We start from the raw sequence: 23,281 nt of genomic DNA, 5'->3' as shown, positions 1-23,281 counted from the left end.
ACTCGCTCACCGAATGCCCGGGGGCGGGCATGGCAAACCGCCACACCGCAGGTCGCTCGGTCATTGCCGAACCGGCTGGATTGGGTCATTGTTGTGGGTGTGCGGCGCCTGCGCGCGGGACTCGAAGCCGGAACGGTGTGCCTGACGGCCGCCCTCGCCGGGCTTACCGTCATGGTGCCGATCGACCCCCTCGAAGATGCGACTCCGCAGTCGGTGGCCTCGATCGACCTGGCCGTGTTCCAGGTGCCGCGGGCCACCATGGCGGCGGCCTTCGTGACCATTCTCGCGGCGGTGTTCGCCTTGATGATGCGCAGTGCCGTCGCGTGGGCCACCATCACACTGACCGGTATCGCCCTGCTGATCGATCAATTGCTATGGAGTAGCTCGATCGCGGCGGAGGCAACGCTCACCTATATCGACTCGGCTCTGGCCGGGGTACTGATGGGCGTAGTCGGCACGCTGGCCTGGCCCCGGAGAGCGACCGCGAGCGGATTTCTGTTCGGCGCCATGGCGGGCATTCTGCTGGGCGATTTCACGCCCGCGCCCGCCCCCGGCGAATCGCCCTCGCCGGTGGACCGGCTGCTGCTGGACGCGCCCTCGGTGGGGCTGTCGACGGTGCTGGTCGTGGCGGCCGGGGTCTGCGCCTTCGAGCACCGGCGGCAACCGATGACGGTGCGTCGACTGGTCGATGTGGTGCCGCTGCGGTCGATTCTGGCGGCGGGCATCATCTTTCCCACCATCCTGCTGACCTCGGAGTGGTTCGCGCGCGACGGCCGAGACCTGTCCGTGCTGACCGTCGGCGTGCTGGTCATCGTGGTGGCGGCCACCGTCGCCGCGCTGTTCCTGCCCGGCCGCGATGGTCTGCTGTTGCTGCTCATGGTCGCGTTCGCCGCGGCCGGGAGCACGCCGGTCACCGTGCCGCGTCCCGACTGGGTGGTTCCGCTGTTCGTCGCCGCCATCGGACTGGGTCTGTACGTCGGATACCGCCGCGGGCTGCCGCTGGTGGCGGCGGCGCTGACGGCGGTGCTGGCCGTGGCCTCGGTGCTGGCGGTCGCCGCCGGGGTGCACGGCGAGGTGCCGGCCGTCGTGGGCGGCCTCGCGGTGGCGTTCGTGGGCGGCTACTGCCTCGGCGCGGCGACGCCGCTGTTTCCCACGGTGCCGCCGCTGTGCATCGCCGTGCTGTTCGTGCCGTCGGCGGCGGTGGCGTTGTGGGGCAGGGATTTCGAACGAGTCGCCTACTCGCCGGGCTGGTATCGGCCGACCGAGCCGGTGCGCGCGCTCGCACCCGGACTGGTGGCGCTGGCGATCACCGCGGGCTGCACGGTCGGCATGCTGCTGGTGTATCGCCTGCGGCCGAACACCAAGGAGGCGATCCGTCGCCGCTGGGCCCGGATCCGGGAGACAGCCGTCACGACCTCCGCCCTGCCCGGTGCGGTGGTGGTTCGGCCGAGCCACCCGGAGCCGCCACCAGCATGACCTACCGGTCGTTACTGTTTCTTGGGAACTCTGGACTTGAAATTTAGGTAAGCCGAACTTTACGATTCGACAGGTGAAGGTTTGGCTCCACCCGCTGCATCGTTCGCTTTTCCGCGCGTTCGCCCTGACGCTGCTCGCCGCCGCGATGGTGGCCGTGAGCGCCTGCGGCAGCCCCGCCGACCGGGACGGGAAGCCGGTGGTGCTGACCACGTTCACCGTGCTCGCCGATATCGCCCGGAATGTGGCCGGAGAGCATCTCACCGTCGAGTCGATCACCAAGGTGGGCGCGGAGATTCACGGCTACGAGCCGACTCCGGGCGATATCCGCACCGCGTCGACCGCCGACCTCATCCTCGACAACGGATTGAATCTGGAGGCGTGGTTCGCCCAGTTCGTCGCGGATCTCGATGTCGAACACGTGGTGGTCACCGAGGGAGTCACGCCCATTCCGATCGGTGAGGACGCTTACGCGGGCAAGCCGAACCCGCACGCGTGGATGTCACCGCTGAACGTGAAGATCTACGTGGACAACATGATTCGCGCGTTCTCCGAACTCGATCCGGAGCACGCGGCCGACTTCCGGGCCAATGGCGCGGCCTATCAGACGCAATTGCAGCAGGTGCACGACGAACTGACCGGCACCCTCGCGGCGCTGCCCACCAACGAGCGCGCCCTGGTGACCTGTGAAGGCGCGTTCTCCTACCTGGCCCGCGACGCCGGACTCACCGAGAAGTACATCTGGCCGGTCAACGCCGAACAGCAGGCGACGCCGCAGCAGATCACCTCGGCCATCGAATTCGTGCGCGCCAACCGGGTTCCGGCGGTGTTCTGCGAGTCGACCGTCTCCGATGCGCCCATGCAGCGCGTCGTCGAGGCCAGCGGTGCGCGTTTCGGCGGCACGCTGTACGTGGATTCGCTGTCCGAGGCCGACGGCCCGGTCCCGACCTACCTGGACCTCATCCGGCACGACGTCCGGACGATCACCACCGCGCTGAGGGGAGCCGAATCATGACTCGCGCGATCGAGACACCGGCCATCGAAATATCCGATGTCGCAGTTCATTACGGTGAAGTGCTGGCGTTGGACGGGGTCGATCTCACCCTGCGTCCCGGCCGGGTGTGCGGGCTGATCGGGATGAACGGCTCCGGCAAGTCGACACTGTTCAAGGCCATCATGGGCCTGGTACAGCCGGACCGGGGCACGGTGCGCGTGAACGGCGGCGCACCCGTGAGCGCGCGCCGCTCCGGCACCCTCGGCTATGTGCCGCAGAGCGAGGACGTGGACTGGAACTTTCCGCTCTCGGTGCGTGATGTGGTGATGACCGGGCGATACGGCCGGATGGGGTTCACCCGTCGGCCGCGCCGCGCCGACCGCGAGGCGGTCGCGCACGCGCTGGAGCGGGTGGAACTCACCGAGTTGGCCGACCGGCAGATCGGTCAACTCTCCGGCGGACAGCGCAAGCGCGCCTTCGTGGCGCGCGGAATCGCCCAGGGCGCGACGATTCTGCTGCTGGACGAACCGTTCGCGGGCGTCGACAAGCGGTCCGAGGCCACCATTTCGGCGCTGCTGCGCGAACTGGCCGACGAGGGCGCGACCGTGCTGGTGTCCACCCATGACCTGCACGCGCTGCCCGCGCTGGCGGACGAAGCGGTGCTGCTCATGCGCCGGGTGCTCGCACACGGCGATCCGAGCGAGGTGCTGCGGCCCGAAAAGCTGGCGCTGGCATTCGGTGTGGATGCCACCGACAGCGGTGCACTGGCGCAGGCGAGTTGACCATGACACTCACCGAACTGTTCGCCGATCCGCTGCGCTACGAATTCATGGTGCGCGCCTTGGCCACCACGGTGATCACCGCCGTGGTGTGCGCGACGCTGTCCTGCTGGCTGGTGCTGATCGGCTGGTCGCTCATGGGCGACGCAGTCTCGCACGCGGTGCTGCCCGGCGTGGTGCTGGCCTATATCGTCGGCGCGCCGTTCGCGGTGGGCGCGGTGATCTTCGGATTCCTCGCGGTCGCCCTGATCGGCGTGGTTCGCGATACCAGCCGGGTGAAGGAGGACGCCGCCATCGGCATCGTCTTCACCACACTGTTCGCCCTCGGCCTGGTGCTGGTGTCGGTGACCCCCAGCAATACCGACCTCAACCACATCATCTTCGGCAACCTGCTCGGTGTCGGCCGCTCGGAACTGATCCAGATCGCCATCCTCGCCGCCATCGTCATGGCCGCCCTGGTCCTCAAACGCCGCGACTTCACCCTCTACGCCTTCGACCCCACCCACGCCCACGCCCTCGGCCTGCGCCCCCGCCTGCTCGGCGCCGCCCTGTTGGGACTGCTCGCCCTGACGGCGGTTCTCGCCCTGCAAGCGGTCGGCGTCATCCTCGTGGTGGCCATGCTCATCATCCCGGGTGCGACCGCGCATCTGCTCACCGACCGTTTCGGCCACATGCTCCTCATCGCCCCGGCCGTCTCGGTGGTGTGCTCGGTCGCCGGTCTCTACATCAGCTACCACGCCGACACCGCCCCCGGCGGCATGGTCGTCGTGGTCCAGGGCATCGCCTTCACCCTGGCCTACCTCTTCGCGCCCACCCGCGGCGTGATCACCCGGACCGTCACGGCCCGCCGCCGCGGCCGAGCCCGGGAGGCCGCCGAGGTGCCGGTGTGACACCGTGCTCCGAAGCGGTGACCGCCGGTCGCTAGCATCACCGCGATGCGCGAATCCCTGGAACCCCTGCGAGCCCTGCGAGCCGTCCGGCACTACCGGCCCGACCCCGTTCCCCGGGAGTCGGTCGAGCGGATCGTCGAGGCGGCGCGGTGGACGGGGTCGGCGCGGAATCGGCAGCCGTGGCGGTTCGTCGCGGTGACGGATGCGGCGCTGCGGGGGGAGTTGAGTCGGTGTGGGGCCTATGCCGTGCATCTGGCGGCGGCTCCGGTGGTGTTGGTGCTGGCGTCGGTGGCGAACGAGTTCTCGGACACGCTGTTCGACATGGGGCGGGTGACGCAGTCGGTCTGTCTGGCCGCGCGGGAGCTGGGGTTGGGGTCGTGTCCGACGACTTTCCATCCGGCGGAGAATGTTTCGCGGGTGGCGGCGCTGCTGGGGCTGCCCGCGGGGTGGCTGCCCCGGCATGCGGTGGCCATGGGGTATCCGGCGGCGGCGCCGTCACCGTCGGCCGTTCCGACCGGTCGCCTGCGCACGGCCGAACTGCTGCGCTGGATGTGAACGCGCGCTACACCTTCGCGCGCTTGGCCGCGCGGTCGCGGATCCGGTTGAGGGTGAGCCGCCACATGGCCGTGGCGACGTCGAGCGGGACGCGCGGGGTGACAACTCGGGTGGACATCTCGAGGCGGGTCCGGCGGAGCAGGGCCGCGGGTGCCTTGTCGGGGTGGCCGGTGTCGAAGGGCGGCTGCGGGTCGTATTCGATGACCAGCTGCGCCATTTCGGCGCGTTCGGTCCCGGCGATCTCACCCACCAGCCAGAGGCCGAGGTCGATTCCGGCCGAGACCCCGGCGGCGGTGACGATCTTGCCGCTGCGCACCATGCGGTCGTGCGGCCGGGATTCGGCTCCGAAGGCGGCCAGCGCCGGCTGCGCCGACCAGTGCGTGGTGGCGGGATGCCCGCGCAGGATGTCGGCCGCCGCCAGCACCAGCGCACCGCTGCACACCGAGGTGGTCCACTGCGTATTCGGGTGCACCGCGCGCAGCCATGCGATGAGCTCACCATTGGCCATGGCTTCGGTGGTCGCGGCCTCCGATCCCGGGACCAGCACCAGATCGGGTGCGGGTGTCTCGGCGAAGGTGTGGGTGGCTCCCAGGACGAGCACGCCGCTGTCGGAGACGATGGGGCCGACTTCATTGGAGACGAAACGCAATTCGCTGTCGGGCAGGAGGCGCAGGACCTCGTAGGGGCCGATGGCGTCCAGCACGGTCATGCCCGGATACAGCACGATGGCGGTCTGAAATGTCATGGGGGGCGTTCTCTTTCAGTTGTGGGTGAAGCGGGCGCGGTATTCGCCGGGCGGTATGCCCAAATGGCGGTGGAAGATCCGGTAGAGGGTTTCGGGGCTGCCCAGGCCGACGGCGGCGGCGACCCGGGACAGCGGTTGGTCGGTGGTCTCCAGCAGTCGCCGGGCCGCGCCGATGCGGACCCGCTCGACGTAGCGGGCGGGGGTGGTGCCGATCTCGTCGGCGAAGACGCGGGAGAAGTGGCGGGTGCTCATGCCCGCCCGCTGTGCCAAAGTGGCGAGGGACAGATCGGCGGTGAGGTTCTCCTCCACCCAGACCTGTAGCTCGCGCAGCGACCTGCGCTTGCAGGGTCCGGCGGCGATCGGCGCGCTGAACTGGCTCTGCCCGCCGGGGCGGTGCAGATAGACCACCAGCCAGCGGGCCACCTCGCGGGAGAGTTCGGGACCGTGGTCCGCGCCGACGATGGCCAGGGCCAGATCGATGCCCGCGGTGACGCCCGCCGACGTCCACACCGGCCCGTCCCGGACGTAGATGCGGTCGGGTTCGGTGCACACGGCCGGGAACTCGCGGGCCAGCATCTCCCCGCCCGCCCAGTGCGTGGTGGCCTTGCGGCCGTCGAGCAGGCCGCTGCGAGCCAGTAGGAACGCGCCGGAACACACCGAGCCGACGCGCTCGGCGGAGTTCGCGACGCGTCGAATGCCCGCGATCAGTTCGGCGTCACGGCTGGCGTTCCAGGCGCTGAGTCCGCCGACCACGAGCACCGTGTCCACCGGTTCGGACCAGGTGTCGAGCGCATGTGCGGCCGTGACCTCGACACCGCTGGCCGAACGCACCGGCCCGGACCGCACCGCGGCGATCTCGACCCGGTACCCCGGGCGCGCGCCCATGAGCGCCGCCGAGGAGAACACGTCGGCGGGTCCGGCGAGGTCCAGAAGCTGGAATCCGTCGAAGACGACGAACAGCACCACCCGCATATGCCCAGCCTCGCGGGCGGCGGCCATGGCGTCAACGACACGACTATGGCAGATCCGGCCAGGCGCGGCGGTGAGGGCTACGCGTGGCCCATCGTCGCGGGTGGATCGAGGAGAACGCCGGGGTTGAGAATGCCCGCCGGATCGAGTGCCGCCTTCGTCGCCCGCAGGGCGAGTGCGAACGGTTCGGGTCGCTGCCGGTCGTACCAGGGGCGGTGATCGCGACCGACGGCGTGATGGTGGGTGATGGTCGCGCCCGCACCGGCGAGTGCCTCCGAGACCGCCGCCTTGATGTCGTCCCACTGCGCCACGGTGCTGCCCCACCGGCCCGCAGCGTAGACGCCGAAGTAGGGCGCGGGGCCGTCGGGGTAGACGTGGGTGAAGCGGCAGCTGACCAGGCCGGTGGTGCCGGTCGCCGCGAAGGCGGCGGTGGCGGCGGCCAGCACGGCGGCGCGCAGTTCCTCGAAACGATCCCAGGTGCAGGCGGTTTCGAAGGTCTCCACGATCATGGACTGCGCGGCCAGGGCATCGCGCTGATAGGGCATGCGCAGGAAGGACGAGCGCCATACGTCCGAGGCACCGGAACTCACCTTCGCCTCGGCGGTGTCGGAGACGCGCACCCCGTCCGGCACCCGTCCGCCGTGCTCGGCGCAGATCTCGACGGCCCGCGCCATCGGCACGTCGACCGGATGGTCGGCGGATTCGAAGCCGAGCACGAGCACCCCGCCCACGGTGCCGGTTCCGGCATTGAGGAACGCTTCCACCGGGTCGAGCAGGCGGCAGTTGGCCGGGAACAGGCCCGCCTGCGCGATGACCCGGGTGGCGGTCACGGCGCGCGCGTAGTCGTCGAAGTGCACCGAGGCTCCGGCCCGCCAGCGTGGCCGGTCCTGCAGCCGCATCCACGCCTCGGTGATGACGCCGAGGGTGCCCTCCGAGCCGAGGAACATCCGGTCGGGTGACGGTCCGGCGCCGGAACGGGGCAGGCGCCGCGATTCGCTGATCCCGGCCGGTGTGACGACGCGCAGCGATTCCACCATGTCGTCGATGTGGGTGTACACGGTCGAGTAGTGCCCGCCCGCGCGCGTGGCGAGCCAGCCACCCAGGGTGGAGAATTCGAAGGACTGCGGGAAGTGGCGCAGGGTCAGCCGGTGGTCGCGCAGACCGGCTTCCAGTGCGGGACCCAGGATTCCGGCCTGGATGCGGGCGGCCCGGCTGGTGCGGTCGATCTCGACGATCCGGTCCAGACGGCCGAGGTCCAGTGCGACGACGCCGGAATAGTCGGCGGCACAGCGAGGTTCGACGCCGCCGACCACGGAGGTGCCGCCGCCGTACGGGATCACCGCGATATCCGCGCCGCCGCACCAGTCGAGAACGGCGGCGACGTCGGATTCGCCGCGCGGTCGCAGCACCAGGTCGGGCACATGGTCGATGCGGCCCAGCAGGTTTCGCACCACGTCGCGGAACGCCTGACCGTGCCCGTGTGCCACTCGATCCTCGCGATCATCGGAGGCCAAGGGCGCCAGGGATTCCGGGGCGTGTATCCGAGGGTCGGGGATATCGAGCTCGGCGAGGTCGGGCGGTTCGTGCACGCTGAGGTCGGCCCCGGGCAGCAGCGCCGCCACCCGCGTGGTCAGCGCCTCGCGTTCCGCGCCGGTCACCGCGTCGGCGCGGGTGCCCCAGCCCCACCAGGATCGATCCGCCATGTCCTACCTCTCGATCGACAGCGAATTGACCTAATAGTAAATTACCCGTCGGTCAATTAATAGGTGGGTTCAGGACGACGCGGACGCGCGCGCCCACTCCAGGACGCGCAGCGTCGCCACGGCATCGCGCGGGTCGACGGGAACCGGAGCTTCGTCGATGAGCGCGGCCGCCATCCCGCGATAGAAGGCGGGATAGTCGCCCGGCTCGCTGGCGATCCGGCGCGTATCCCCATCGGTGCCGAACCAGCCCCCGTGCTCGACATCGACCGTCCCCCAGGGTTTTCCGTCATCGGGTCGACGCCCGTCGCGCAGCGCCTGCTCCTGCGGGTCGAGACCGTAACTGACATAGGCGTTCTCGGAGCCGAGCACCCGGAAGCGCGGACCGAGCTGGGCTGCCACGGCGCTCATCCACAGGTGCGAGCGGACGCCGGAGGCGTGGGTGAGCGCCACGAAGGCATCGTCGTCGGCCTGGACGCCGGGCCGGCGGCTGTCCAGTTCGCAGTACACGTCGGTGACCGGTCCGAACAGGGTGAGCGCCTGGTCGACCAGATGACTGCCCAGGTCGTAGAGAATTCCCGCGCCTTCCTCGGCGCTGCCCAGCTCGCGCCAGCCGCCCTTGGTCACCGGCCGCCACCGCTCGAATCGGGATTCGAAACGCCGCACCTCCCCCAGCCGACCATCGCCGATCAGCGCCGCGATGGTGCGGAAGTCGCTGTCCCACCGCCGATTCTGAAATACCGACAGCGCCAGCCCGGTCCGCTCGGCGACCGCCACCACCTGCTCACCCTCCGCCGCCGTGAGGGCGAACGGCTTGTCGACCACCACCGGCAGCCCCGCCTCCAGCGCCCACACGGCCAGCGGGGCGTGGGTGCGGTTGGGCGTCGCGATGACCACGAGATCGATGCCCGCGGGATCGGCGAACAATTCCTCGACCGCCGCCAGCACCCGCACCCCCGGATGCTCCCGCCGCGCCTGCTCGGCCCGCTCGGCCGAGGAGGTGACCACCACCGCCACCCGCAAGCGCGGATCGGCGGCGATGAGCGGAGCGTGGAACACCGCCCCGGCCAGCCCGTAGCCGATCACCGCCACACCGAGTTCGCGCATCTCGTGCCCCTTCCGCCGACAACCTCACATCCCCGCCACCGTAACCGGCCCGCCACACCTCGATGGGCCGTACGCCACCGTGCGGGCGCGGCCGTTGCGCTAGTCCTTCGGTTGCTTTGTCGCACCGCGCTTTTCGGCGGCCGCCTCCAGGTAGGCGCTGAGTTCGCTCTGCAATACCCGGTCCAGTGCCTGGGCCAGGGTGTTCTGCACCGCCGTCACACCCAGCTCCCGCAGGTGATTGAGCATCTTGGTGGTGGCGGCGACCTCGGCATCGCTGTCGGGCAGCCAGCCCGCGCCGTGTTCGGCGACGATGTGGTCCTTGGCCGCGGTGACCATGAGCCGGGCGATGTCGTCCACGCGACGACCGACGGCGGCATAGACGTCGATCAGGGCCTCGAGCCCGAATCCGTAGCCGTGCAGCGCCCCGAAGGTCTCCAGCAGTTCCGGCTGAGTGAATTCGACCGTCTCGGCGTGCAGCCGGATCAGCCCCAGCTCGGCGAGCCGTTCCAGCTCGTCGCCGGTCACCGGGGCTCCGTCGACGCCTCCCAGGAAGGTGTCCACGAGCTCACGCGGCACCTCCAGTGGTGCGGCGCTGCTGCCCCAGGTGGCGGTGACGGCCTGTTGCAGTCCGAGCACCTCGGTGAGGTCCTTGCCGGTCTCCCAGCTGGTGATGAAGTCGGCGATATGCGCGGTGGTGAACCCGCGCTGCAGCAGGGCGTCGATGATGCGCAGCCGGGCGAGGTGCGAATCGTCGTAGATGAGTGCGCGGCCGCTGCGCCGGGTCGGTGTGGCGAGCAGGCCGCGCTCCTGATAGGCGCGCACATTGCGGGCGGTGGTTCCGGCGGCCCGCGCGAGATCGTCGATGCGGTATTCCGCCATCCTCGTCTCGCCCTCCCTGTGTCGCGGTTCGCCCGGACGCGTCGCCCGTGCGCCGGTCGGCGGCACGGGCGTCACGCTCGGAGACGACATTAGCCGAGGGAGACGGCGATTCCACGGTCGGCACTCGCGGGTGCCGCATCGCGCGGGGTGAGTACGTAGTCGTCGAGTTCCACCCGGGCCAGCTGGCGTACGAACTGGGTGCCGAAGCCCGGGTACATGGTGGCGTTGAAGCCGTCTTCGGTGAGATACCAGCTGCGGCAGCCGGAGTTCCAGGTGGTGGCCGACAGCCTGCGCTGGATGCGCGCGTTGTAGCGGTCCTGCCGATCGCGGCGCACCTCGAGCATGCGCAGATCGCGATCCAGCAGAATGCCGATGGCGTCGGTGAGGTATTCGATCTGCGCCTCCATGTACACCAGCGCCGAGTTGTGGCCGGGGCCGGAGTTCGGGCCGAAGGTGAGGAACAGGTTCGGATAACCCGACACCGCGACGCTCTTGAACGCGTATGCGCCCCTGCTCCATTCGTCACCAAGCACCCGTCCGTCGCGTCCGGTGACCGGGATGGGAGCCCCGGCCTTGGACACGTCGAAGCCGGTGGCGAACACGATGCAGTCGAACCGGTGCTCGATGCCCTCGGCGGTGCGGATGCCGTGCTCGCTGAGCCGCGCGATCGGCCAGGTGATGAGCTTGCAGTTCTCCCGTTGCAGCGCCGGGTAGTAGTCGTTGCTGATCAGCAGCCGCTTGCAGCCCGCCCGGAAGTCCGGGGTGAGCTGGCGGCGCAGCCACGGGTCGCGTACCTGACCGCGCAGGTGCAGCCGCGCGACCGATTCCACCACCCGGGTCAGCGGCGAATTCCACACCACCCCCAGCGCCACCGACTCGTGGCCCCAGAACCAGGCGTCGCGCGCGAGCTTCTGGGTGATGGGGGCCTGCCGGTACAGCCGTCGGGTGGCACCGCTGGTGCGCCGGTTGGCGCGAGGCAGCACCCAGCCCGGCGTGCGCTGGAAGACCTTGACCGCCGCCGCCCGGTCCACGAGTTCGGGAATGATCTGCACGGCGCTGGCACCGGTGCCGACCACGGCGACCTTCTTGCCGGTGAAGTCGTAGTCGTGATCCCAGCGGGCACTGTGGATCTTGTGGCCCGTGTAGTCCTCGATGCCGGGGATGTTCGGGAAGCTGGCATTGGACAGCGGTCCGGAGGCGACGACCACGCTGCGCGCCTTCACCTGTCGGCGGCCGCCCGCGAAGGCGATGTCCCACAGCCCGCTCACCTCGTCGAACTCCAGCCCGGTCACGGTGTGGTCGAAGCGGATATGGGGGCGGATTCCGAATTCGTCCACCATGGACTCGATGTAGGCGAGTATCTCCGCACTGCCGGAGTAGGTGTGCGACCAGTCCGGATTGGGGGCGAAGGCGTACGAGTACAGGCGCGACGGGATGTCGCAGGCCGCGCCGGGATAGGTGTTGTCCCGCCAGGTGCCGCCCACCCGGGTGTCCCGCTCGAACAGTTCGAAGTCGGTGACCCCCTTCTGCCGCAGGCGGATCGCGGCACCGATGCCCGCGAAGCCCGCGCCGATGATCGCCACGTCCAGTGGCTGGCCCGTGCTCATGCGACCGGCTCGTAGGTGAGCTCTTCGGACCAGGTCGGCTGCGGTCCGAGGAAGCGGTCCGGGATGCGCGCGGTCAGCTTGACCATGGCGTCGGCGAACAGGTGATACGGGTGCTCGCGGTTGATCACCCAGCCGCTGTGCATCTTGACGATGCGGTACATGGGCACGCGGTTGGCGATCGGGGTGCGCTCGCCGACGGCCTTGAACCGCCGCATGGCCGCGTACAGCTTCTCCTCGTCCACCCCCATGGCGACGATATTGTCGCGCATCTTGTTCAGCAGCGGCACATAGCTGAGCACGCCGACGAGGAACGAGGGTTTGGCCCAGCCGCCGACCAGATCGATGGCGAGTTTGCGGGCGGTGGCGTGGCCGAGCAGCTCCATCACCGCGTAATCGGTGGCCAGATGCCGTGATTCGTCGGCGTTGATCTTCTTGAAGACCTCCTGCGCGACCGGGTCGGTGATCTCGTCGGTGATGAACTTGATCAGCGCGCCGTCCAGCGCCACCTCGAGCATGGGGATGACGGTGCCCAGGAACGACAGCGACATATCGTCGGCGTGCGAGTCCAGGAACTCGATCACCAGTTTGACATTGATGTTCGGCTCGGGGATCTCGTCGCCGTCGAGCATGCCCCAGCGGCGCATGAGCGCGAGTTCGGCATTGGCGTGCCGCTGCTCCTCGGCATGGAAGTACTGGTAGATCTGCTTCAGCGTATCGGTCGGGGCCTTCTTGGCCATGGCCGCGAAACCGCGCGCGCCGACGTTCTCGATCCACATGAGATCGGCCATGAAGGGCTTCAGTTTGGCATGCAGTTCGGGCTCGATGAGCTCGGCTCCCGGTGCGCCCCAGTCGATGTCGGCGAGCGCCCACTGCCGGGACTTGATCTTGGCCAACATGGCCTCGAAGTCGAAGGACATATCAGACTCCTGTCTGTTCCAGCGGTGCGGCCTGGGTCGAATCGTCCTGCGGGAGAATTCGATTCAGCACACCGAGGGCATGGGTGTAGAGGGCGGGGAAGGACCGCTTGAGCAGCCAGACGGCGTGGGCGTCCAGCTGCGGCAGCACATAGAGGCGACCGCGGTCGTTGGCGTCGAGGGCGGTGCGGGCGACCCGCTCCGGAGCGAAGCCGGTGCGGCGCATGAGTTCGTCGGCCAGCCGGGCCGAGGGTGCGCCGATGCGGCCGTCGCGCACCACATTCGTCTTGACGAAGGTGGGGCACAGCACCGTCACCGCCACACCGGTACCGGACAGTTCCGCGGCGAGCGTCTCCGACAGCGACATCACCCCGGCCTTGGAGACGTTGTAGGCGGCCATCCCCGGGGCCGCCGCGAATCCGGCGGCGGAGGCGACATTGACGATGCCGCCGCGACCGGCCGCACGCAGCCGCGGCGCGAAGATCTCACAGCCGTGCACGACACCCCACAGATTGATGCCGAGCGCCCATTCCCAGTCGGCGAAACCGATATCGCCCACCGGTTTTCCGCCGATGCCGACCCCGGCGTTGTTGATCACCAGGGTCGGTGCGCCGCCGAAGATGAGCTCGCTGTGCAGTGCCAGGCTCTCCACGTCCTCGCGGCGGGAGACGTCGCAGAAGATGGCGTGGGCGGGTCGGCCGTGCGTGCGCTCGATCAACCTCACCGTGTCGTCGGCGCGATCTTTGTCGATGTCCGCGCACACCACGTCGCCGCCGCGCGCGGCGATCTCGAGGGCGAAGGCCCGGCCGATACCGCTGCCCGCGCCGGTGACCACGGCACGCGCACCGTGCGATCGTCGGCTGCCGAGCACCGGCAGCACCGCGTCGAGAATCGACATGTCAGCCCACTTTCGTCCGGTCGGCGACCGCCTCGGCGAATGCGCCCGCGACGAAGCCCCGCGTGCGCCGAAGCGCCTGTGCCGCTTCGGGAACCAGCAGCGGCAGGGCCTGGAATACATGGATGCGGCCGGGCCAGAGTTCCAGATCGCAGCGCGCCCCGGCGGCGACGGCCATATCGCGCAGGTGCCGGGCGTCGTCGGCGAGCATCTCCCCCGCACTGGCCTGCACCAACAGCGGCGGAAGCGCCGCGCCGCGCGGCACGGTGAGGCGCAGCCGTGGCGAATCCGGATGCTGCCCTTCGGTGTAGAGCTCGATGAGCCGTCGGCCGGTGCGCGCCGGGGCCATCGGGTCGGGAAGTTCGCGGTCGCGCCGCTCGGCCATGGTCAGGGTGAGGTCCATGAGCGGCGAGTACATGAACGCGCCCGCCGGTTGCGGCCGATCCCCCGCCGCGTTCTGTAGCAGCAGGTCCAGGGCCAGATGTCCGCCCGCGGAATCGCCGCCGATCACCAGGTCCTCGGGACGGTGCCCCTGGTCGAGCAGCCAGCGGTATCCGGCCGCCACATCGTCGGCCGCCGCCGGGAAGCGGTGTTCGGGGGCGAGTCGGTAGTCGATCAGGAAGACCGGCAGTCCGGTGAGTTTCGACAGCCGCGACGCCAGTCCGCGATGGGTGCGCGCCGAACACACCACGTAGCCGCTGCCGTGGATGTAGTAGATCGCCCGCGGCCCGTGCGCGACTCCGGCCGCCCGCACCCACTCGCCGCGCATCGCGCCGGAGCGGACCGGGGTGACCCGCGTCCCCGGCAGGGTCGGCCCGAAGGCGGCCATCACGCCGGCGATCAGCCCGCGGCCCAGCTCGATGCCCACGCGATTGCGCGGCAGCAGTCCATTGACCCGGCGTAACCCGACCACCGACGCCGTCGCCGCGAGCCGCGCTTGTCGCGAGGCCGAGACGGGTATCGCCGCCGATGCGCAGGTCGCCGTTGACCTTGCTCTCGTCATAGCAAGAGAATCATCCCTGAATGTGCCATTTGTCAATGGCACATTTTGTACTGAGGACAGAAAAGGGTCTCCGACCGGTGCGGCCGCGTAACGATCCGAGGAACAAATGGGTACGGCGGACTGATCGGATACGGAACGGGGAATCAAGAGACCCACAGGATTTCCGCGAACGGCCCGAGGAGGACGACATGGGCGAGCCGGTATGCGTCGATTGCTGGCGCCGGGACAACCTGACCTTCGCGCAGCGGCTGGACCCGGCCTTCGTCACCCCCGGCCCGGCGCACCGCTGCGCCACGCACCGGGCATTCCTCGAGGATCTGCGCAAGGCCCCCGAGCACACCCCGCGCGCCGCGTAGCCTGGAGATATCTCCAGGTCGGCCGCACAGGGGAATGATTATGGCCAGAATGACCATCGACGAACTGCTCGATGTTTTCAAAGGTATGACGCTGCTGGAGCTTTCGGCCTTCCTCAAGGCGTTCGAGGACGAATTCGGGGTGTCCGCCGCCGTGCCCACGGCCGCCGCCGTCACCGCCGAAGCGACCCCGACCACCGAGGCGGCCGAGGAGCGCACCGAATTCGATCTGGTCCTGGAGTCCTTCGGCGACAAGAAGATTCAGGTCATCAAGGCGATGCGGGAGGTTATTCCGGGCCTCGGTCTCAAGGAGGCCAAGGATCTGGTCGAGTCCGCTCCGGCCAGAATCCTGGAACAGGTGGACCAAACCGCCGCCGAGACCGCCAAACTCAAGCTCGAGGCCGCCGGAGCCCGTGTCGCCCTGCGGTGATTCGACACACCCGGAGGCTCGGCTGCGGCCGGGAACGCCGCACATGTGTCAAAGTCGGAGCCGTACTCCTCCGGGCCGGACGACCACAGTGGAGCAACGGCATGAGCGGGAGTGCTGACGCGTCGGCGCAAGTGGGGCTGATTCGTCGAGTTGTACCGATTAGAGCTCGGCGGCAAGGACATCGAGGGCGGCCACGGCCGCTCGCGTGCTCTCCTCGGCGGCGGGTAGCAAGGGAAGCCGGACCGAGGCCGTGGGGATGCGGCCTCGGTCGGCCAATACCGCCTTGACGACGGTGGGGTTGGGTTCGGCGAACAGGGCCGCGGACAGGCCGGACAGGGCGTCGCTCAGGCGGCGGGCCTTGTCGAGCGGGCCGTGTCGCCAGGTGGCGACCAGCGCGGCGAAGGCATCGGTGGCCACGGTGGCCGAGGCCAGAATCGCACCCGACGCGCCCAGGGCGAGCAGGGGCGCGGCGAAGAGGTCGTCCCCGGCGAGCACCGCGAAATCGGCTGGGCGGGTGCGCATCAGATCGACGGTGGTCTCGTCGACCGCTCCGACGGCGTGTTTGATGCCGACGATATTCGGGATGGCCGCGAGGGCCCGCAGCGTCTCCGGGCCGAGGGTGCGGCCGGTGCGGTACGGAATGTTGTAGACCACCAGCGGTACCGGACTGGTTTCGGCGAGCCGCCGGAAATGCGCGAGGACGCCCGCCTCGGTGGGACGGGTGTAGTAGGGCACGACCGTCAGCGCGGCGGTGACGCCGGAGCCGAGACGCTCCAGGGCGGCGAGCGAGGCGGCGGTGGAGTTGGTGCCCGCGCCCACGATCAGCGGGGCATCGTGTTCCCGGCACACCCGGGTGCAGATATCGACGACGAGTTCGCGTTCGGCCTCCGTGAGGGTGGCCGTCTCCGCCGTGGTGCCGAGTGCGACGAGACCCGTCGCGCCCTGTTCGAGCGCGGCATGTGCCAGCCCGGCCAAGGCGTCGGCGGCGATGGTGTCGTCGGCGGCGAACGGCGTGACCAGGGGCACGAAGAGTCCGGAGAGCGTCATGGCACGAGCCTCCCCCGCCACACCCATCAGGTCCAGTTCACATTTCTTCATCTGAGCGTAAGCTGAACTGATGCTGGATGTGCGTAAGCTGCGCCTGCTGCGCGAACTCGCGCACCGGGAGACCATCGCGGCGGTCGCGGAGGCATTGAACTTCACCCCCTCGGCTGTCTCCCAGCAGCTGACCGCGCTGGAACGCGAAGCCGGGGTCCCGCTCCTGGAGCGCACCGGCCGCCGAGTCACCCTCACCGCCGCCGCACATGGCCTGGTTCAGCACACCGAGACGATTCTGGCCGTGCTGGAACAGGCCACCGCCGAATTGGCCGCGGGCCGTGCGACATTGACCGGCCGACTGCGCATCGGCGTGTTCCCTACCGCGATTCGCACCATCCTCGCCCCCGCCCTGGTCACCCTCAGCACCGCGCACCCCGAACTGGAGCTCCTGGTCACCGAACTGGACCCGGCGCTGGCCCCCGGCGCCCTGCGCACCGATGCCCTCGACATCGCCCTGGTCCAGGAATACGACTACGTCCCCGTCGCCCCCGATCCGGCCCTCGACACCGAGCCGCTGCTCGAGGAGACCGTCTACCTCGCCGCCCTCTCCCCCGCCCCGCTGTCCACCCACCGCGACACCCCCTGGATCGCGGGCACCCCCGGCACTCTCTGCCACACCATGACCATCCGCACCTGCCAGGCCGCCGGATTCACCCCCCACATCCGCCACCACGCCGACGATTTCGACGCCGTCCTCGCCCTGGTGGCGGCGGGCCAGGGCGTGGCGCTCATCCCCCAACTCGCCATCCATACCCCACCCGACGCCATCCACCTCACACCCCTCGCCACTCGACGCCGCACCCACATCGCCTACCGTCGCGGGACCGCTCACCACCCCACCATCCACGCGGCCCGCACCGCCCTGATACCGGGGCGCGGCGAACGCTGACCACGCCGCCTGACCAGCCGGTGGGCCGGTCCGGGTTATCGTTGATTCGTCACGTGGCGACGGCGTGCGGGCTTGGCTCCGGTATGCGGTGGTCGGAGCAGGAAAACGGGCGCGGTGGTCCCGAGGGAGGATACGAACGTGAGTGACGCGATCAGGAAGAAGATCAGGGGTCGATTCGGGTTGTCGGCGGTCGGGGCGCGCGCGAGCGCCATCGCGTCTGTCGGCGGCTAGTTCGATGTCGGATCGGGAAGTGCCGGGGCGGGGCCGCCCGTCGGAGCCCGGGGAGCCGGGGTTCGACGCGGTGGAGCATTTGCGCCGGAAATTGGAGGGGATGAAGGCCGCCGACGCGGGGGCGTCCGAGGCGGGGAAACCGATCCGGCTGCCGCGGCGACCGCGGCGCATGTCCGAGGAACCCGGCGAGCGCCCACGCAAGACGTGGCGTTCCGAAGGTAGCGGATCGGTCTACGATCCCGCGCCCACCCGGCCCGTGCTGCGGTCGGAATTGCAGCGCGAGACGGGCTGGTGGCAGGCGGGGCCGAATTCGGCCTGGCTGCCCACCGTGCAACCGGATCCGGCGGGGGCCGAGCAGGACGGGAGCGTGATCGACTTCGGCGCGGCGCGGCGGAAGCGAGCCGGTGCGGACGGCCCGGCCCGCGGCGGTCGACGCATGGCCAAACCGCGCAGAATCGGCCCGGACGCGGGGTCCGGCTCCGACGGTGACCAGGGCGACGGCCGCCCCGACGACACCGATTCCCCGGAGCCGAACGGCCCCGGCCCGAGGCGCTGACGCGCCGGTAACCGGGTAATCGAGTACCGCACCCGCCGAGCGGGTAACGTCGGCGGCAGTCGAACCCGATCGTCGGCCGTCACGCGGCGGATCGTGATCGCGTATCGGCCCTCGATCGCAGGCACAAGGTTTTCGGTCGGGGCTACCCGCAAGGAGCCTTCATGACCACGGCCCGCAGCAATTCCTACCCGGATCCGGTGATCGGTTTCGCCGACGCCCGCGCCGCCGAGAAGGCGGCCCTGCTCGAGCGCAACGCCCTGGCCGCGAAAACGGTCGCCGTCCACGCGCGCAGCGCCGCCGAGTGCACGGAACTGCTGGCCATGCTCGGCCTCGATCTGGCCGATCTGAAATAACCGCGCGCAGCCGCTACTTCCCCGCCAGATCGCGGGCGATGACCAGGCGCTGGATCTGGTTGGTGCCCTCGAAGATCTGCGTGATCTTGGCTTCGCGCATATAGCGCTCCACCGGGAAGTCCTGGGTGTAGCCGTAGCCGCCGAAGACCTGGACGGCGTCGGTGGTCACCTTCATGGCGGCGTCGGTGGCCACCAGTTTGGCGACGCTGGCCTGACGCGAGTAGGACAGTCCGGCGTCGCGGCGGCGGGCGGCGTCGAGGTAGGTGGCGCGGGCGGAGTCCACGGCGGCGGCCATATCGGCGAGCAGGAAGCCGAGCCCCTGGTGGTCGATGATGCGGCGGCCGAAGGCTTCGCGGTCCCGAGCGTAGGCGACAGCGTCGTCCAGGGCGCGCTGCGCGATGCCGGTGGCCACGGCCGCGATGCCGAGGCGGCCGGAATCCAGGGCGCTGAAGGCGATGGACAGGCCCTGACCGGGGTCTCCGATGCGGCGCTCGGCGGGCAGGAAGGCGTCGTCGTAGGCGGCGGAGGTGGTGGGAACCGCGCGCAGGCCCATCTTCTCCTCGGGCTTGCCGAAGGTCAGGCCCGCGGTGTCGGCGGGCACCAGGAAACAGGACACGCCGCGGGACCCCTCGCCCGTGCGGGCGAACAGCGTGTAGTAGTCGGCTCGGCCGCCATTGGTGATCCACGCCTTGGTGCCGGTGATCCGGTAGCCGCCGTCGACCTCCACCGCCCGGCAGCGCAGCGCCGCCGCATCGGATCCGGCATGCGCCTCGGACAGGCTGTACGCGCCGATCAGGTTGCCGGACAACATCTCCGGCAGCCATCGCTGCTGCTGTTCGGCGGTGCCGTAGGCGAACAGCGGATGGCAGGACAGGCTGTGCACGCTCACCGCGACCGCCACCGCCGCCCAGCGCGCGGCCAACTCCTCGAGCACCTGGAGGTACACCTCGTACGGCTGCGCGCCGCCGCCGAACTCCTCGGGGTACGGCAGGCTGAGCAACCCGGCCGCGCCGAGCGCGCGGAACGCCTCCTCGGGGTAGCGCTGTTCCCGCTCGAACTCGACGACGTGCGGTTCGAGCACCTTGTCGGCGATATCGCGGGTCAACTCGAGCAGATCCCGGGCCTCCGGGGTGGGCAGCATACGGTCCACGGCCATGTCGATACATTACGTCCGACACCTGATTGCGTGCAAGACAGCACGTAATTTATGCGGCTAGACTGGGCGAATGGTTTCGTCGCTGCCGCCGAACAAGCATCAGGAGAAGAGTCTGCGCACCCGCGCGCTGCTGTTGGACGCCGCGATCGACAGCCTGGCCGAGGTGGGCTACGGCAGCGCCTCCATCGCCGATATCACCGCTCGCGCCGGGGTGACCCGCGGTGCGCAGCTGCACCACTTCCACACCCGCCAAGAACTGTTCGCACAGGCCATCGGCCACCTCACCCAGCGACAGCGCGAGGCCATGCGGCGCCGCCTGCGGTCGCTGTCGGCCACCGGCGCCGGTGCGGTGCTGGTGGAGCTGGTGACCGCCACCTTCGCGGGCAAACTGGGCCGCGCGGCGGTGGAGCTGTACGTCGGCATCGCCAACGACCGCGAGCTGCGTCGCGAAATGCTGCGGGTGCAGCACGAGCTCACCACCGAACTGCTGGACGCCTGCGCCGCCCGCATCGATTCCGATATCACCACCGATCGCCTGGAGTCGGCCTTCTGGCTCACCATCAACCTGGTACGCGGCACCACCCTCGACGAGATGGTCGGCCGGGATCGGGCCCGGCGCAAGCAGGTGCTCGCCGACTGGACCGAACTCGCCGACACCGTATTGTGCAGGTGATCGAGAAGTAGATGTGATCGAGAACCCTTGGGCCACAGCCGTTCCCGGGTGACGAGCGAAAGCCGACCGGGTCGGGCGAGTGCCTCGACCCGGCCCGGTCGGCCGCCTCCGCCGCGACTGGAGAGCTCCCCGTGCCGGATGGGATGCTCGGCCCCATGGGCTCCCGGCACGAGGGTGGCGGCGGATAGGTGCGCCGGGCCCGGCGGCGGGGGTTTCGCAGGGTTACACCGCGGGGCGGGCGCACGATCCGGTGTCGCGCTCACGCTATTCCGAAGACGAAGGGCCGCACAGTGATCCGGCTCGACTCTGGCACAGTTCACGATCGCCGCCGACCGGGACAGTGAATCCTCCAGAATCGGCACCGGGCCGATGGGGTGTGCGGCGTCGGCCGCGCTTCCCGACGCCGCACCCGGCGAACGGTAGAGGATGTTCGCGCCGGAGCGCCCCGACGACGGTCATGATCGGGAGAAGTCACGACCGGCCAGTAGAGTGGTTGTCGAATTCTCCATCCGACGTGGTCCGAAACGAACGTGAGGAGAGTCGGCGCATGGCTCAGCAGGCCCAGGCCGAGGGCGCTACCGGCGACACCGCGGCCGACAATGTGGACAGCAGCGGCGGGCGCACCGTCGCACCGCGACCGTATCGGCTCGGCGAGGCGTCCGGCCCGCTGTCCCGCGCGGAACTCACCGCCATCGACGCGTGGTGGCGGGCGGCGAACTACCTGTCCGTCGGCCAGATCTATCTGATGGACAATCCGCTGCTGCGCGAACCGCTGCGCCCCGAGCACATCAAACCGCGCCTGCTCGGCCACTTCGGCACCGTGCCCGGACTGAATCTCGTATGGGTGCATGCCAATCGGGCCATTCGCCAGCGCGATCTCGACGCGGTCTTCGTGGCCGGACCGGGCCACGGCGGGCCGGGGCCGAATGCGTGCGGCTGGCTGGAGGGCACGTATTCCGAGCTCTACAGCGATATTCCGCGCGATGCCGAGGGCATGCGCGCCCTGTTCGCCCAGTTCTCCTTCCCAGGCGGAGTGCCGAGCCACTGCGCACCCGAGACGCCGGGCTCCTTCCACGAGGGCGGCGAGCTCGGCTATTCCCTGCTGCACGCTTACGGTGCGGCACTGGACAATCCGAGGCTCACGGTGTTCTGCGTCATCGGCGACGGCGAGGCGGAGACCGGGCCGTTGGCGGGCAGCTGGCACGCCAACAAATTCCTCAATCCGGCCCGGGACGGGGCCGTGATCCCGATTCTGGCGCTCAATGAGTACAAGATCGCCAACCCCACCATTCTCGCCCGGATTCCGGAATCGGAACTGCTGTCGCTGCTGCGGGGATACGGGTACGACCCGGTCGTGGTGGCGGGCAGCGATCCGGCGGCCGTGCACCAGGCCATGGCGGCGGCCACCGACTCCTGCCTGGATCGCATCGAGCGGATACAGCGCGCCGCCCGGGGCGGTTCCGACGGCGCCCGGCCGAGCTGGCCCATGATCGTGCTGCGCACCCCGAAGGGCTGGACCTGCCCGCCGATCGTGGACGGCGATCCGGTGGAGGGCACCTTCCGGGCGCATCAGGTGCCGCTGGCGGCGGCCCGCGACAATGACGCCCACCGCGCGGTCCTCGACGAGTGGCTGAAGTCCTACCGGCCCGAGGAACTGTTCGGCGCCAACGGCGGCCCGGTGCCCGAGCTGATCGAGCAGTCCCCCGTCGGCGACCGCCGCATGAGCGCCAATCCGATCGCCAACGGCGGCCTGCTGATCCGCGATCTGGCGCTGCCGGACTGGCGCGACTTCGGGCTCGAGGTGGCCCGGCCCGGCGCGGTCAAGCACGAGGCGACGCGCGTGCTGGGCGGCTGGCTACGGGAGGTCACCCGGCGAAATCCGGACAACTTCCTCACCTTCGCGCCCGATGAGCTGGCCAGCAATCGGCTGCAGGACATTCTGGAGGTGACCGGGCGCGACTGGCAGGCCGAGATCGGCGAATTCGACGTCAAGCTGGACCGCACCGGCCGGGTGATCGAGGTGCTGTCCGAGCACATGTGCCAGGGCCTGTTGGAGGGCTACCTGCTCACCGGCAGGCACGGGGTGTTCACTTGCTACGAGGCGTTCATCCACATTGTCGACGCCATGTTCAACCAGCACGCCAAATGGTTGGACGCCAGTGCGCAGGTGCCGTGGCGGCGGCCTATTCCGAGCCTGAACTACCTGCTGTCGTCCCATGTCTGGCGGCAGGACCACAATGGCTTCACCCATCAGGATCCCGGGTTCCTGGACGTGGTGCTGAACAAGAGCCCCGAGATCGTCCGGGTGTATCTGCCGCCGGACGCCAATACGCTGCTGTCCACCTACGACCACTGCCTGCGCTCGCGGCACTACGTGAATGTCGTCGTGGCGGGCAAGCAGCCGCAGGAGTCGTGGCTGTCGGTGCCCGAGGCGGCGCGGCACTGCGCGCGCGGGGTCGGCATCTGGGAGTGGGCGGGCCACAACGACACTGTGGGCGGCACCCCGGACGTGGTGCTGGCCTGCGCCGGCGACGTGCCCACGCTGGAGACCCTAGCCGCCGCCGCCATTCTGCGAGATCGCCTGCCGGAGCTGCGGGTTCGCGTGGTGAACGTGGTGGACCTGATGCGGCTGCTCCCCGAGAACGAGCATCCGCACGGACTGCCCGACAGCGAATTCGACACGCTGTTCACCCGGGACCGCCCGGTCATCTTCGCCTTCCACGGCTACCCCTGGCTGATCCACCGGCTCACCTACCGCCGCACCAACCACGATGAGCTGCATGTGCGCGGCTACAAGGAGAAGGGCACCACCACAACGCCTTTCGACATGGTGATGCTCAACGACCTGGATCGCTACCACCTGGTCACCGATGTCATCGACCGGGTGCCGTCGCTGCGCGAGACGGCCGCGGGGCTACGCCAGGAGATGGTGGATGCCCGCTGGAACGCGCGCCAGTGGACGCGCGAACACGGTGCGGACATCCCGGTGGTCGCCGAGTGGACCTGGCCGGACCCCAGCCGCTGAGAGCCGG

General features: G+C 69.6%; 23 protein-coding genes. 12 read left to right on the top strand and 11 right to left on the bottom strand.

Annotated features, from left to right (window positions below):
• Positions 1-93: 93 nt before the first annotated feature.
• The 5 genes from ON31_RS32095 (at position 94) to ON31_RS32075 (ending at position 4,691) form a co-directional block, all read left to right on the top strand.
• Complete coding sequence (locus ON31_RS32095) at positions 94-1,476, top strand: hypothetical protein (protein ID WP_039818950.1); 1,383 nt, start codon at positions 94-96, stop codon at positions 1,474-1,476.
• A gap of 145 nt (positions 1,477-1,621) precedes the next feature.
• Positions 1,622-2,488: a metal ABC transporter substrate-binding protein gene (locus ON31_RS32090; protein WP_081592905.1), complete on the top strand. Its 867-nt coding sequence runs from the start codon at positions 1,622-1,624 to the stop codon at positions 2,486-2,488.
• Positions 2,485-3,249 (top strand): metal ABC transporter ATP-binding protein, encoded by a 765-nt coding sequence (locus ON31_RS32085; RefSeq protein ID WP_051038157.1) that lies wholly within the window; start codon positions 2,485-2,487, stop codon positions 3,247-3,249. The genes ON31_RS32090 and ON31_RS32085 overlap by 4 nt, the downstream gene beginning before the upstream one ends.
• A gap of 2 nt (positions 3,250-3,251) precedes the next feature.
• The gene (locus tag ON31_RS32080; protein WP_039818949.1) at positions 3,252-4,136 is read left to right on the top strand and encodes a metal ABC transporter permease; all 885 of its coding nucleotides are present in this window, start codon (positions 3,252-3,254) and stop codon (positions 4,134-4,136) included.
• Positions 4,137-4,181: 45 nt separating this feature from the next.
• Positions 4,182-4,691 (top strand): nitroreductase family protein, encoded by a 510-nt coding sequence (locus ON31_RS32075; protein ID WP_039818948.1) that lies wholly within the window; start codon positions 4,182-4,184, stop codon positions 4,689-4,691.
• Positions 4,692-4,698: 7 nt separating this feature from the next.
• On the opposite strand, the gene ON31_RS32070 is transcribed toward ON31_RS32075, so the two are convergent.
• The 9 genes from ON31_RS32070 to ON31_RS32030 all read right to left on the bottom strand — a co-directional run bounded on the left by ON31_RS32070 (position 4,699) and on the right by ON31_RS32030 (position 14,510).
• A complete protein-coding gene (locus ON31_RS32070; protein ID WP_039818947.1) occupies positions 4,699-5,436 on the bottom strand; it encodes a DJ-1/PfpI family protein in 738 nt (245 codons plus the stop codon).
• Between the two features lie 15 nt (positions 5,437-5,451).
• A complete protein-coding gene (locus tag ON31_RS32065; protein WP_255222350.1) occupies positions 5,452-6,435 on the bottom strand; it encodes a GlxA family transcriptional regulator in 984 nt (327 codons plus the stop codon).
• A gap of 50 nt (positions 6,436-6,485) precedes the next feature.
• A complete protein-coding gene (locus ON31_RS32060; protein ID WP_039818945.1) occupies positions 6,486-8,108 on the bottom strand; it encodes an FAD-binding oxidoreductase in 1,623 nt (540 codons plus the stop codon).
• Positions 8,109-8,177: 69 nt separating this feature from the next.
• Positions 8,178-9,212, bottom strand: coding sequence for a Gfo/Idh/MocA family protein (locus tag ON31_RS32055; protein ID WP_039818944.1), 1,035 nt, complete (start codon positions 9,210-9,212; stop codon positions 8,178-8,180).
• A 99-nt stretch (positions 9,213-9,311) separates the two neighbouring features.
• On the bottom strand, positions 9,312-10,091 hold the full coding sequence (locus ON31_RS32050) for a MerR family transcriptional regulator (protein WP_029926667.1): 780 nt from the start codon (positions 10,089-10,091) through the stop codon (positions 9,312-9,314).
• A gap of 89 nt (positions 10,092-10,180) precedes the next feature.
• Complete coding sequence (locus tag ON31_RS32045; RefSeq protein WP_039818943.1) at positions 10,181-11,698, bottom strand: flavin-containing monooxygenase; 1,518 nt, start codon at positions 11,696-11,698, stop codon at positions 10,181-10,183.
• On the bottom strand, positions 11,695-12,615 hold the full coding sequence (locus ON31_RS32040) for a ferritin family protein (RefSeq protein ID WP_039818942.1): 921 nt from the start codon (positions 12,613-12,615) through the stop codon (positions 11,695-11,697). Before ON31_RS32040 ends, ON31_RS32045 begins: the two co-directional genes overlap by 4 nt.
• Position 12,616: 1 nt before the next feature.
• Positions 12,617-13,510 (bottom strand): SDR family NAD(P)-dependent oxidoreductase, encoded by an 894-nt coding sequence (locus ON31_RS32035; protein WP_039818941.1) that lies wholly within the window; start codon positions 13,508-13,510, stop codon positions 12,617-12,619.
• Position 13,511: 1 nt separating this feature from the next.
• Positions 13,512-14,510: an alpha/beta hydrolase gene (locus tag ON31_RS32030; protein WP_051038155.1), complete on the bottom strand. Its 999-nt coding sequence runs from the start codon at positions 14,508-14,510 to the stop codon at positions 13,512-13,514.
• 188 nt (positions 14,511-14,698) lie between these two features.
• Here ON31_RS32030 and ON31_RS37135 point away from each other — a divergent pair, with 188 nt between their 5' ends.
• Both ON31_RS37135 and rplL read left to right on the top strand, forming a co-directional pair.
• On the top strand, positions 14,699-14,866 hold the full coding sequence (locus ON31_RS37135; protein ID WP_157533829.1) for a hypothetical protein: 168 nt from the start codon (positions 14,699-14,701) through the stop codon (positions 14,864-14,866).
• A gap of 40 nt (positions 14,867-14,906) precedes the next feature.
• Entirely contained in the window at positions 14,907-15,293 is a 387-nt protein-coding gene (gene rplL, locus ON31_RS32025; RefSeq protein WP_039818940.1) for a 50S ribosomal protein L7/L12, read from the top strand.
• Between the two features lie 159 nt (positions 15,294-15,452).
• Here rplL and dapA read toward each other — a convergent pair whose 3' ends face one another.
• A complete protein-coding gene (gene dapA, locus ON31_RS32020; RefSeq protein ID WP_255222348.1) occupies positions 15,453-16,391 on the bottom strand; it encodes a 4-hydroxy-tetrahydrodipicolinate synthase in 939 nt (312 codons plus the stop codon).
• Between the two features lie 19 nt (positions 16,392-16,410).
• Here dapA and ON31_RS32015 point away from each other — a divergent pair, with 19 nt between their 5' ends.
• The 3 genes from ON31_RS32015 to ON31_RS32005 all read left to right on the top strand — a co-directional run bounded on the left by ON31_RS32015 (position 16,411) and on the right by ON31_RS32005 (position 18,420).
• Positions 16,411-17,280, top strand: coding sequence for a LysR family transcriptional regulator (locus tag ON31_RS32015; protein WP_039818939.1), 870 nt, complete (start codon positions 16,411-16,413; stop codon positions 17,278-17,280).
• A gap of 235 nt (positions 17,281-17,515) precedes the next feature.
• Positions 17,516-18,067: a hypothetical protein gene (locus tag ON31_RS32010; protein ID WP_147287065.1), complete on the top strand. Its 552-nt coding sequence runs from the start codon at positions 17,516-17,518 to the stop codon at positions 18,065-18,067.
• Positions 18,068-18,228: 161 nt separating this feature from the next.
• The gene (locus ON31_RS32005; protein WP_029926649.1) at positions 18,229-18,420 is read left to right on the top strand and encodes a hypothetical protein; all 192 of its coding nucleotides are present in this window, start codon (positions 18,229-18,231) and stop codon (positions 18,418-18,420) included.
• 13 nt (positions 18,421-18,433) lie between these two features.
• On the opposite strand, the gene ON31_RS32000 is transcribed toward ON31_RS32005, so the two are convergent.
• Positions 18,434-19,576, bottom strand: a complete 1,143-nt coding sequence (locus tag ON31_RS32000) for an acyl-CoA dehydrogenase family protein (RefSeq protein WP_039818937.1) — start codon at positions 19,574-19,576, stop codon at positions 18,434-18,436.
• A 70-nt stretch (positions 19,577-19,646) separates the two neighbouring features.
• Here ON31_RS32000 and ON31_RS31995 point away from each other — a divergent pair, with 70 nt between their 5' ends.
• Together ON31_RS31995 and ON31_RS31990 are read left to right on the top strand one after the other, a co-directional pair.
• Positions 19,647-20,249: a TetR family transcriptional regulator gene (locus tag ON31_RS31995; protein WP_039818936.1), complete on the top strand. Its 603-nt coding sequence runs from the start codon at positions 19,647-19,649 to the stop codon at positions 20,247-20,249.
• 547 nt (positions 20,250-20,796) lie between these two features.
• Positions 20,797-23,274, top strand: coding sequence for a phosphoketolase family protein (locus ON31_RS31990; RefSeq protein ID WP_039818935.1), 2,478 nt, complete (start codon positions 20,797-20,799; stop codon positions 23,272-23,274).
• Positions 23,275-23,281: the final 7 nt, after the last annotated feature.

The sequence above is a fragment of the Nocardia otitidiscaviarum NBRC 14405 genome (assembly GCF_000308635.1).
Taxonomy (GTDB): domain Bacteria; phylum Actinomycetota; class Actinomycetes; order Mycobacteriales; family Mycobacteriaceae; genus Nocardia; species Nocardia otitidiscaviarum.
This window is presented reverse-complemented; position numbering and strand designations above follow the sequence as displayed.

Excerpts from the sequence above, each read along its gene's own strand:
- ON31_RS37135 (WP_157533829.1), top strand. The coding sequence starts at position 14,699 with ATGGGCGAGCCGGTATGCGTCGATTGCTGGCGCCGGGACAACCTGACC.
- ON31_RS32060 (WP_039818945.1), bottom strand. The coding sequence starts at position 8,108 with ATGGCGGATCGATCCTGGTGGGGCTGGGGCACCCGCGCCGACGCGGTG.
- ON31_RS32050 (WP_029926667.1), bottom strand. The coding sequence starts at position 10,091 with ATGGCGGAATACCGCATCGACGATCTCGCGCGGGCCGCCGGAACCACC.
- rplL (WP_039818940.1), top strand. The coding sequence starts at position 14,907 with ATGGCCAGAATGACCATCGACGAACTGCTCGATGTTTTCAAAGGTATG.
- ON31_RS32010 (WP_147287065.1), top strand. The coding sequence starts at position 17,516 with ATGTCGGATCGGGAAGTGCCGGGGCGGGGCCGCCCGTCGGAGCCCGGG.
- ON31_RS31995 (WP_039818936.1), top strand. The coding sequence starts at position 19,647 with ATGGTTTCGTCGCTGCCGCCGAACAAGCATCAGGAGAAGAGTCTGCGC.
- ON31_RS32040 (WP_039818942.1), bottom strand. The coding sequence starts at position 12,615 with ATGTCCTTCGACTTCGAGGCCATGTTGGCCAAGATCAAGTCCCGGCAG.
- ON31_RS32005 (WP_029926649.1), top strand. The coding sequence starts at position 18,229 with ATGACCACGGCCCGCAGCAATTCCTACCCGGATCCGGTGATCGGTTTC.
- ON31_RS32000 (WP_039818937.1), bottom strand. The coding sequence starts at position 19,576 with ATGGCCGTGGACCGTATGCTGCCCACCCCGGAGGCCCGGGATCTGCTC.
- ON31_RS32045 (WP_039818943.1), bottom strand. The coding sequence starts at position 11,698 with ATGAGCACGGGCCAGCCACTGGACGTGGCGATCATCGGCGCGGGCTTC.
- ON31_RS32070 (WP_039818947.1), bottom strand. The coding sequence starts at position 5,436 with ATGACATTTCAGACCGCCATCGTGCTGTATCCGGGCATGACCGTGCTG.
- ON31_RS32030 (WP_051038155.1), bottom strand. The coding sequence starts at position 14,510 with ATGACGAGAGCAAGGTCAACGGCGACCTGCGCATCGGCGGCGATACCC.
- ON31_RS32075 (WP_039818948.1), top strand. The coding sequence starts at position 4,182 with ATGCGCGAATCCCTGGAACCCCTGCGAGCCCTGCGAGCCGTCCGGCAC.
- ON31_RS32065 (WP_255222350.1), bottom strand. The coding sequence starts at position 6,435 with ATGGCCGCCGCCCGCGAGGCTGGGCATATGCGGGTGGTGCTGTTCGTC.
- ON31_RS32035 (WP_039818941.1), bottom strand. The coding sequence starts at position 13,510 with ATGTCGATTCTCGACGCGGTGCTGCCGGTGCTCGGCAGCCGACGATCG.
- ON31_RS32080 (WP_039818949.1), top strand. The coding sequence starts at position 3,252 with ATGACACTCACCGAACTGTTCGCCGATCCGCTGCGCTACGAATTCATG.
- ON31_RS31990 (WP_039818935.1), top strand. The coding sequence starts at position 20,797 with ATGGCTCAGCAGGCCCAGGCCGAGGGCGCTACCGGCGACACCGCGGCC.
- ON31_RS32015 (WP_039818939.1), top strand. The coding sequence starts at position 16,411 with ATGCTGGATGTGCGTAAGCTGCGCCTGCTGCGCGAACTCGCGCACCGG.
- ON31_RS32090 (WP_081592905.1), top strand. The coding sequence starts at position 1,622 with ATGGTGGCCGTGAGCGCCTGCGGCAGCCCCGCCGACCGGGACGGGAAG.
- ON31_RS32085 (WP_051038157.1), top strand. The coding sequence starts at position 2,485 with ATGACTCGCGCGATCGAGACACCGGCCATCGAAATATCCGATGTCGCA.
- ON31_RS32055 (WP_039818944.1), bottom strand. The coding sequence starts at position 9,212 with ATGCGCGAACTCGGTGTGGCGGTGATCGGCTACGGGCTGGCCGGGGCG.
- dapA (WP_255222348.1), bottom strand. The coding sequence starts at position 16,391 with ATGAAGAAATGTGAACTGGACCTGATGGGTGTGGCGGGGGAGGCTCGT.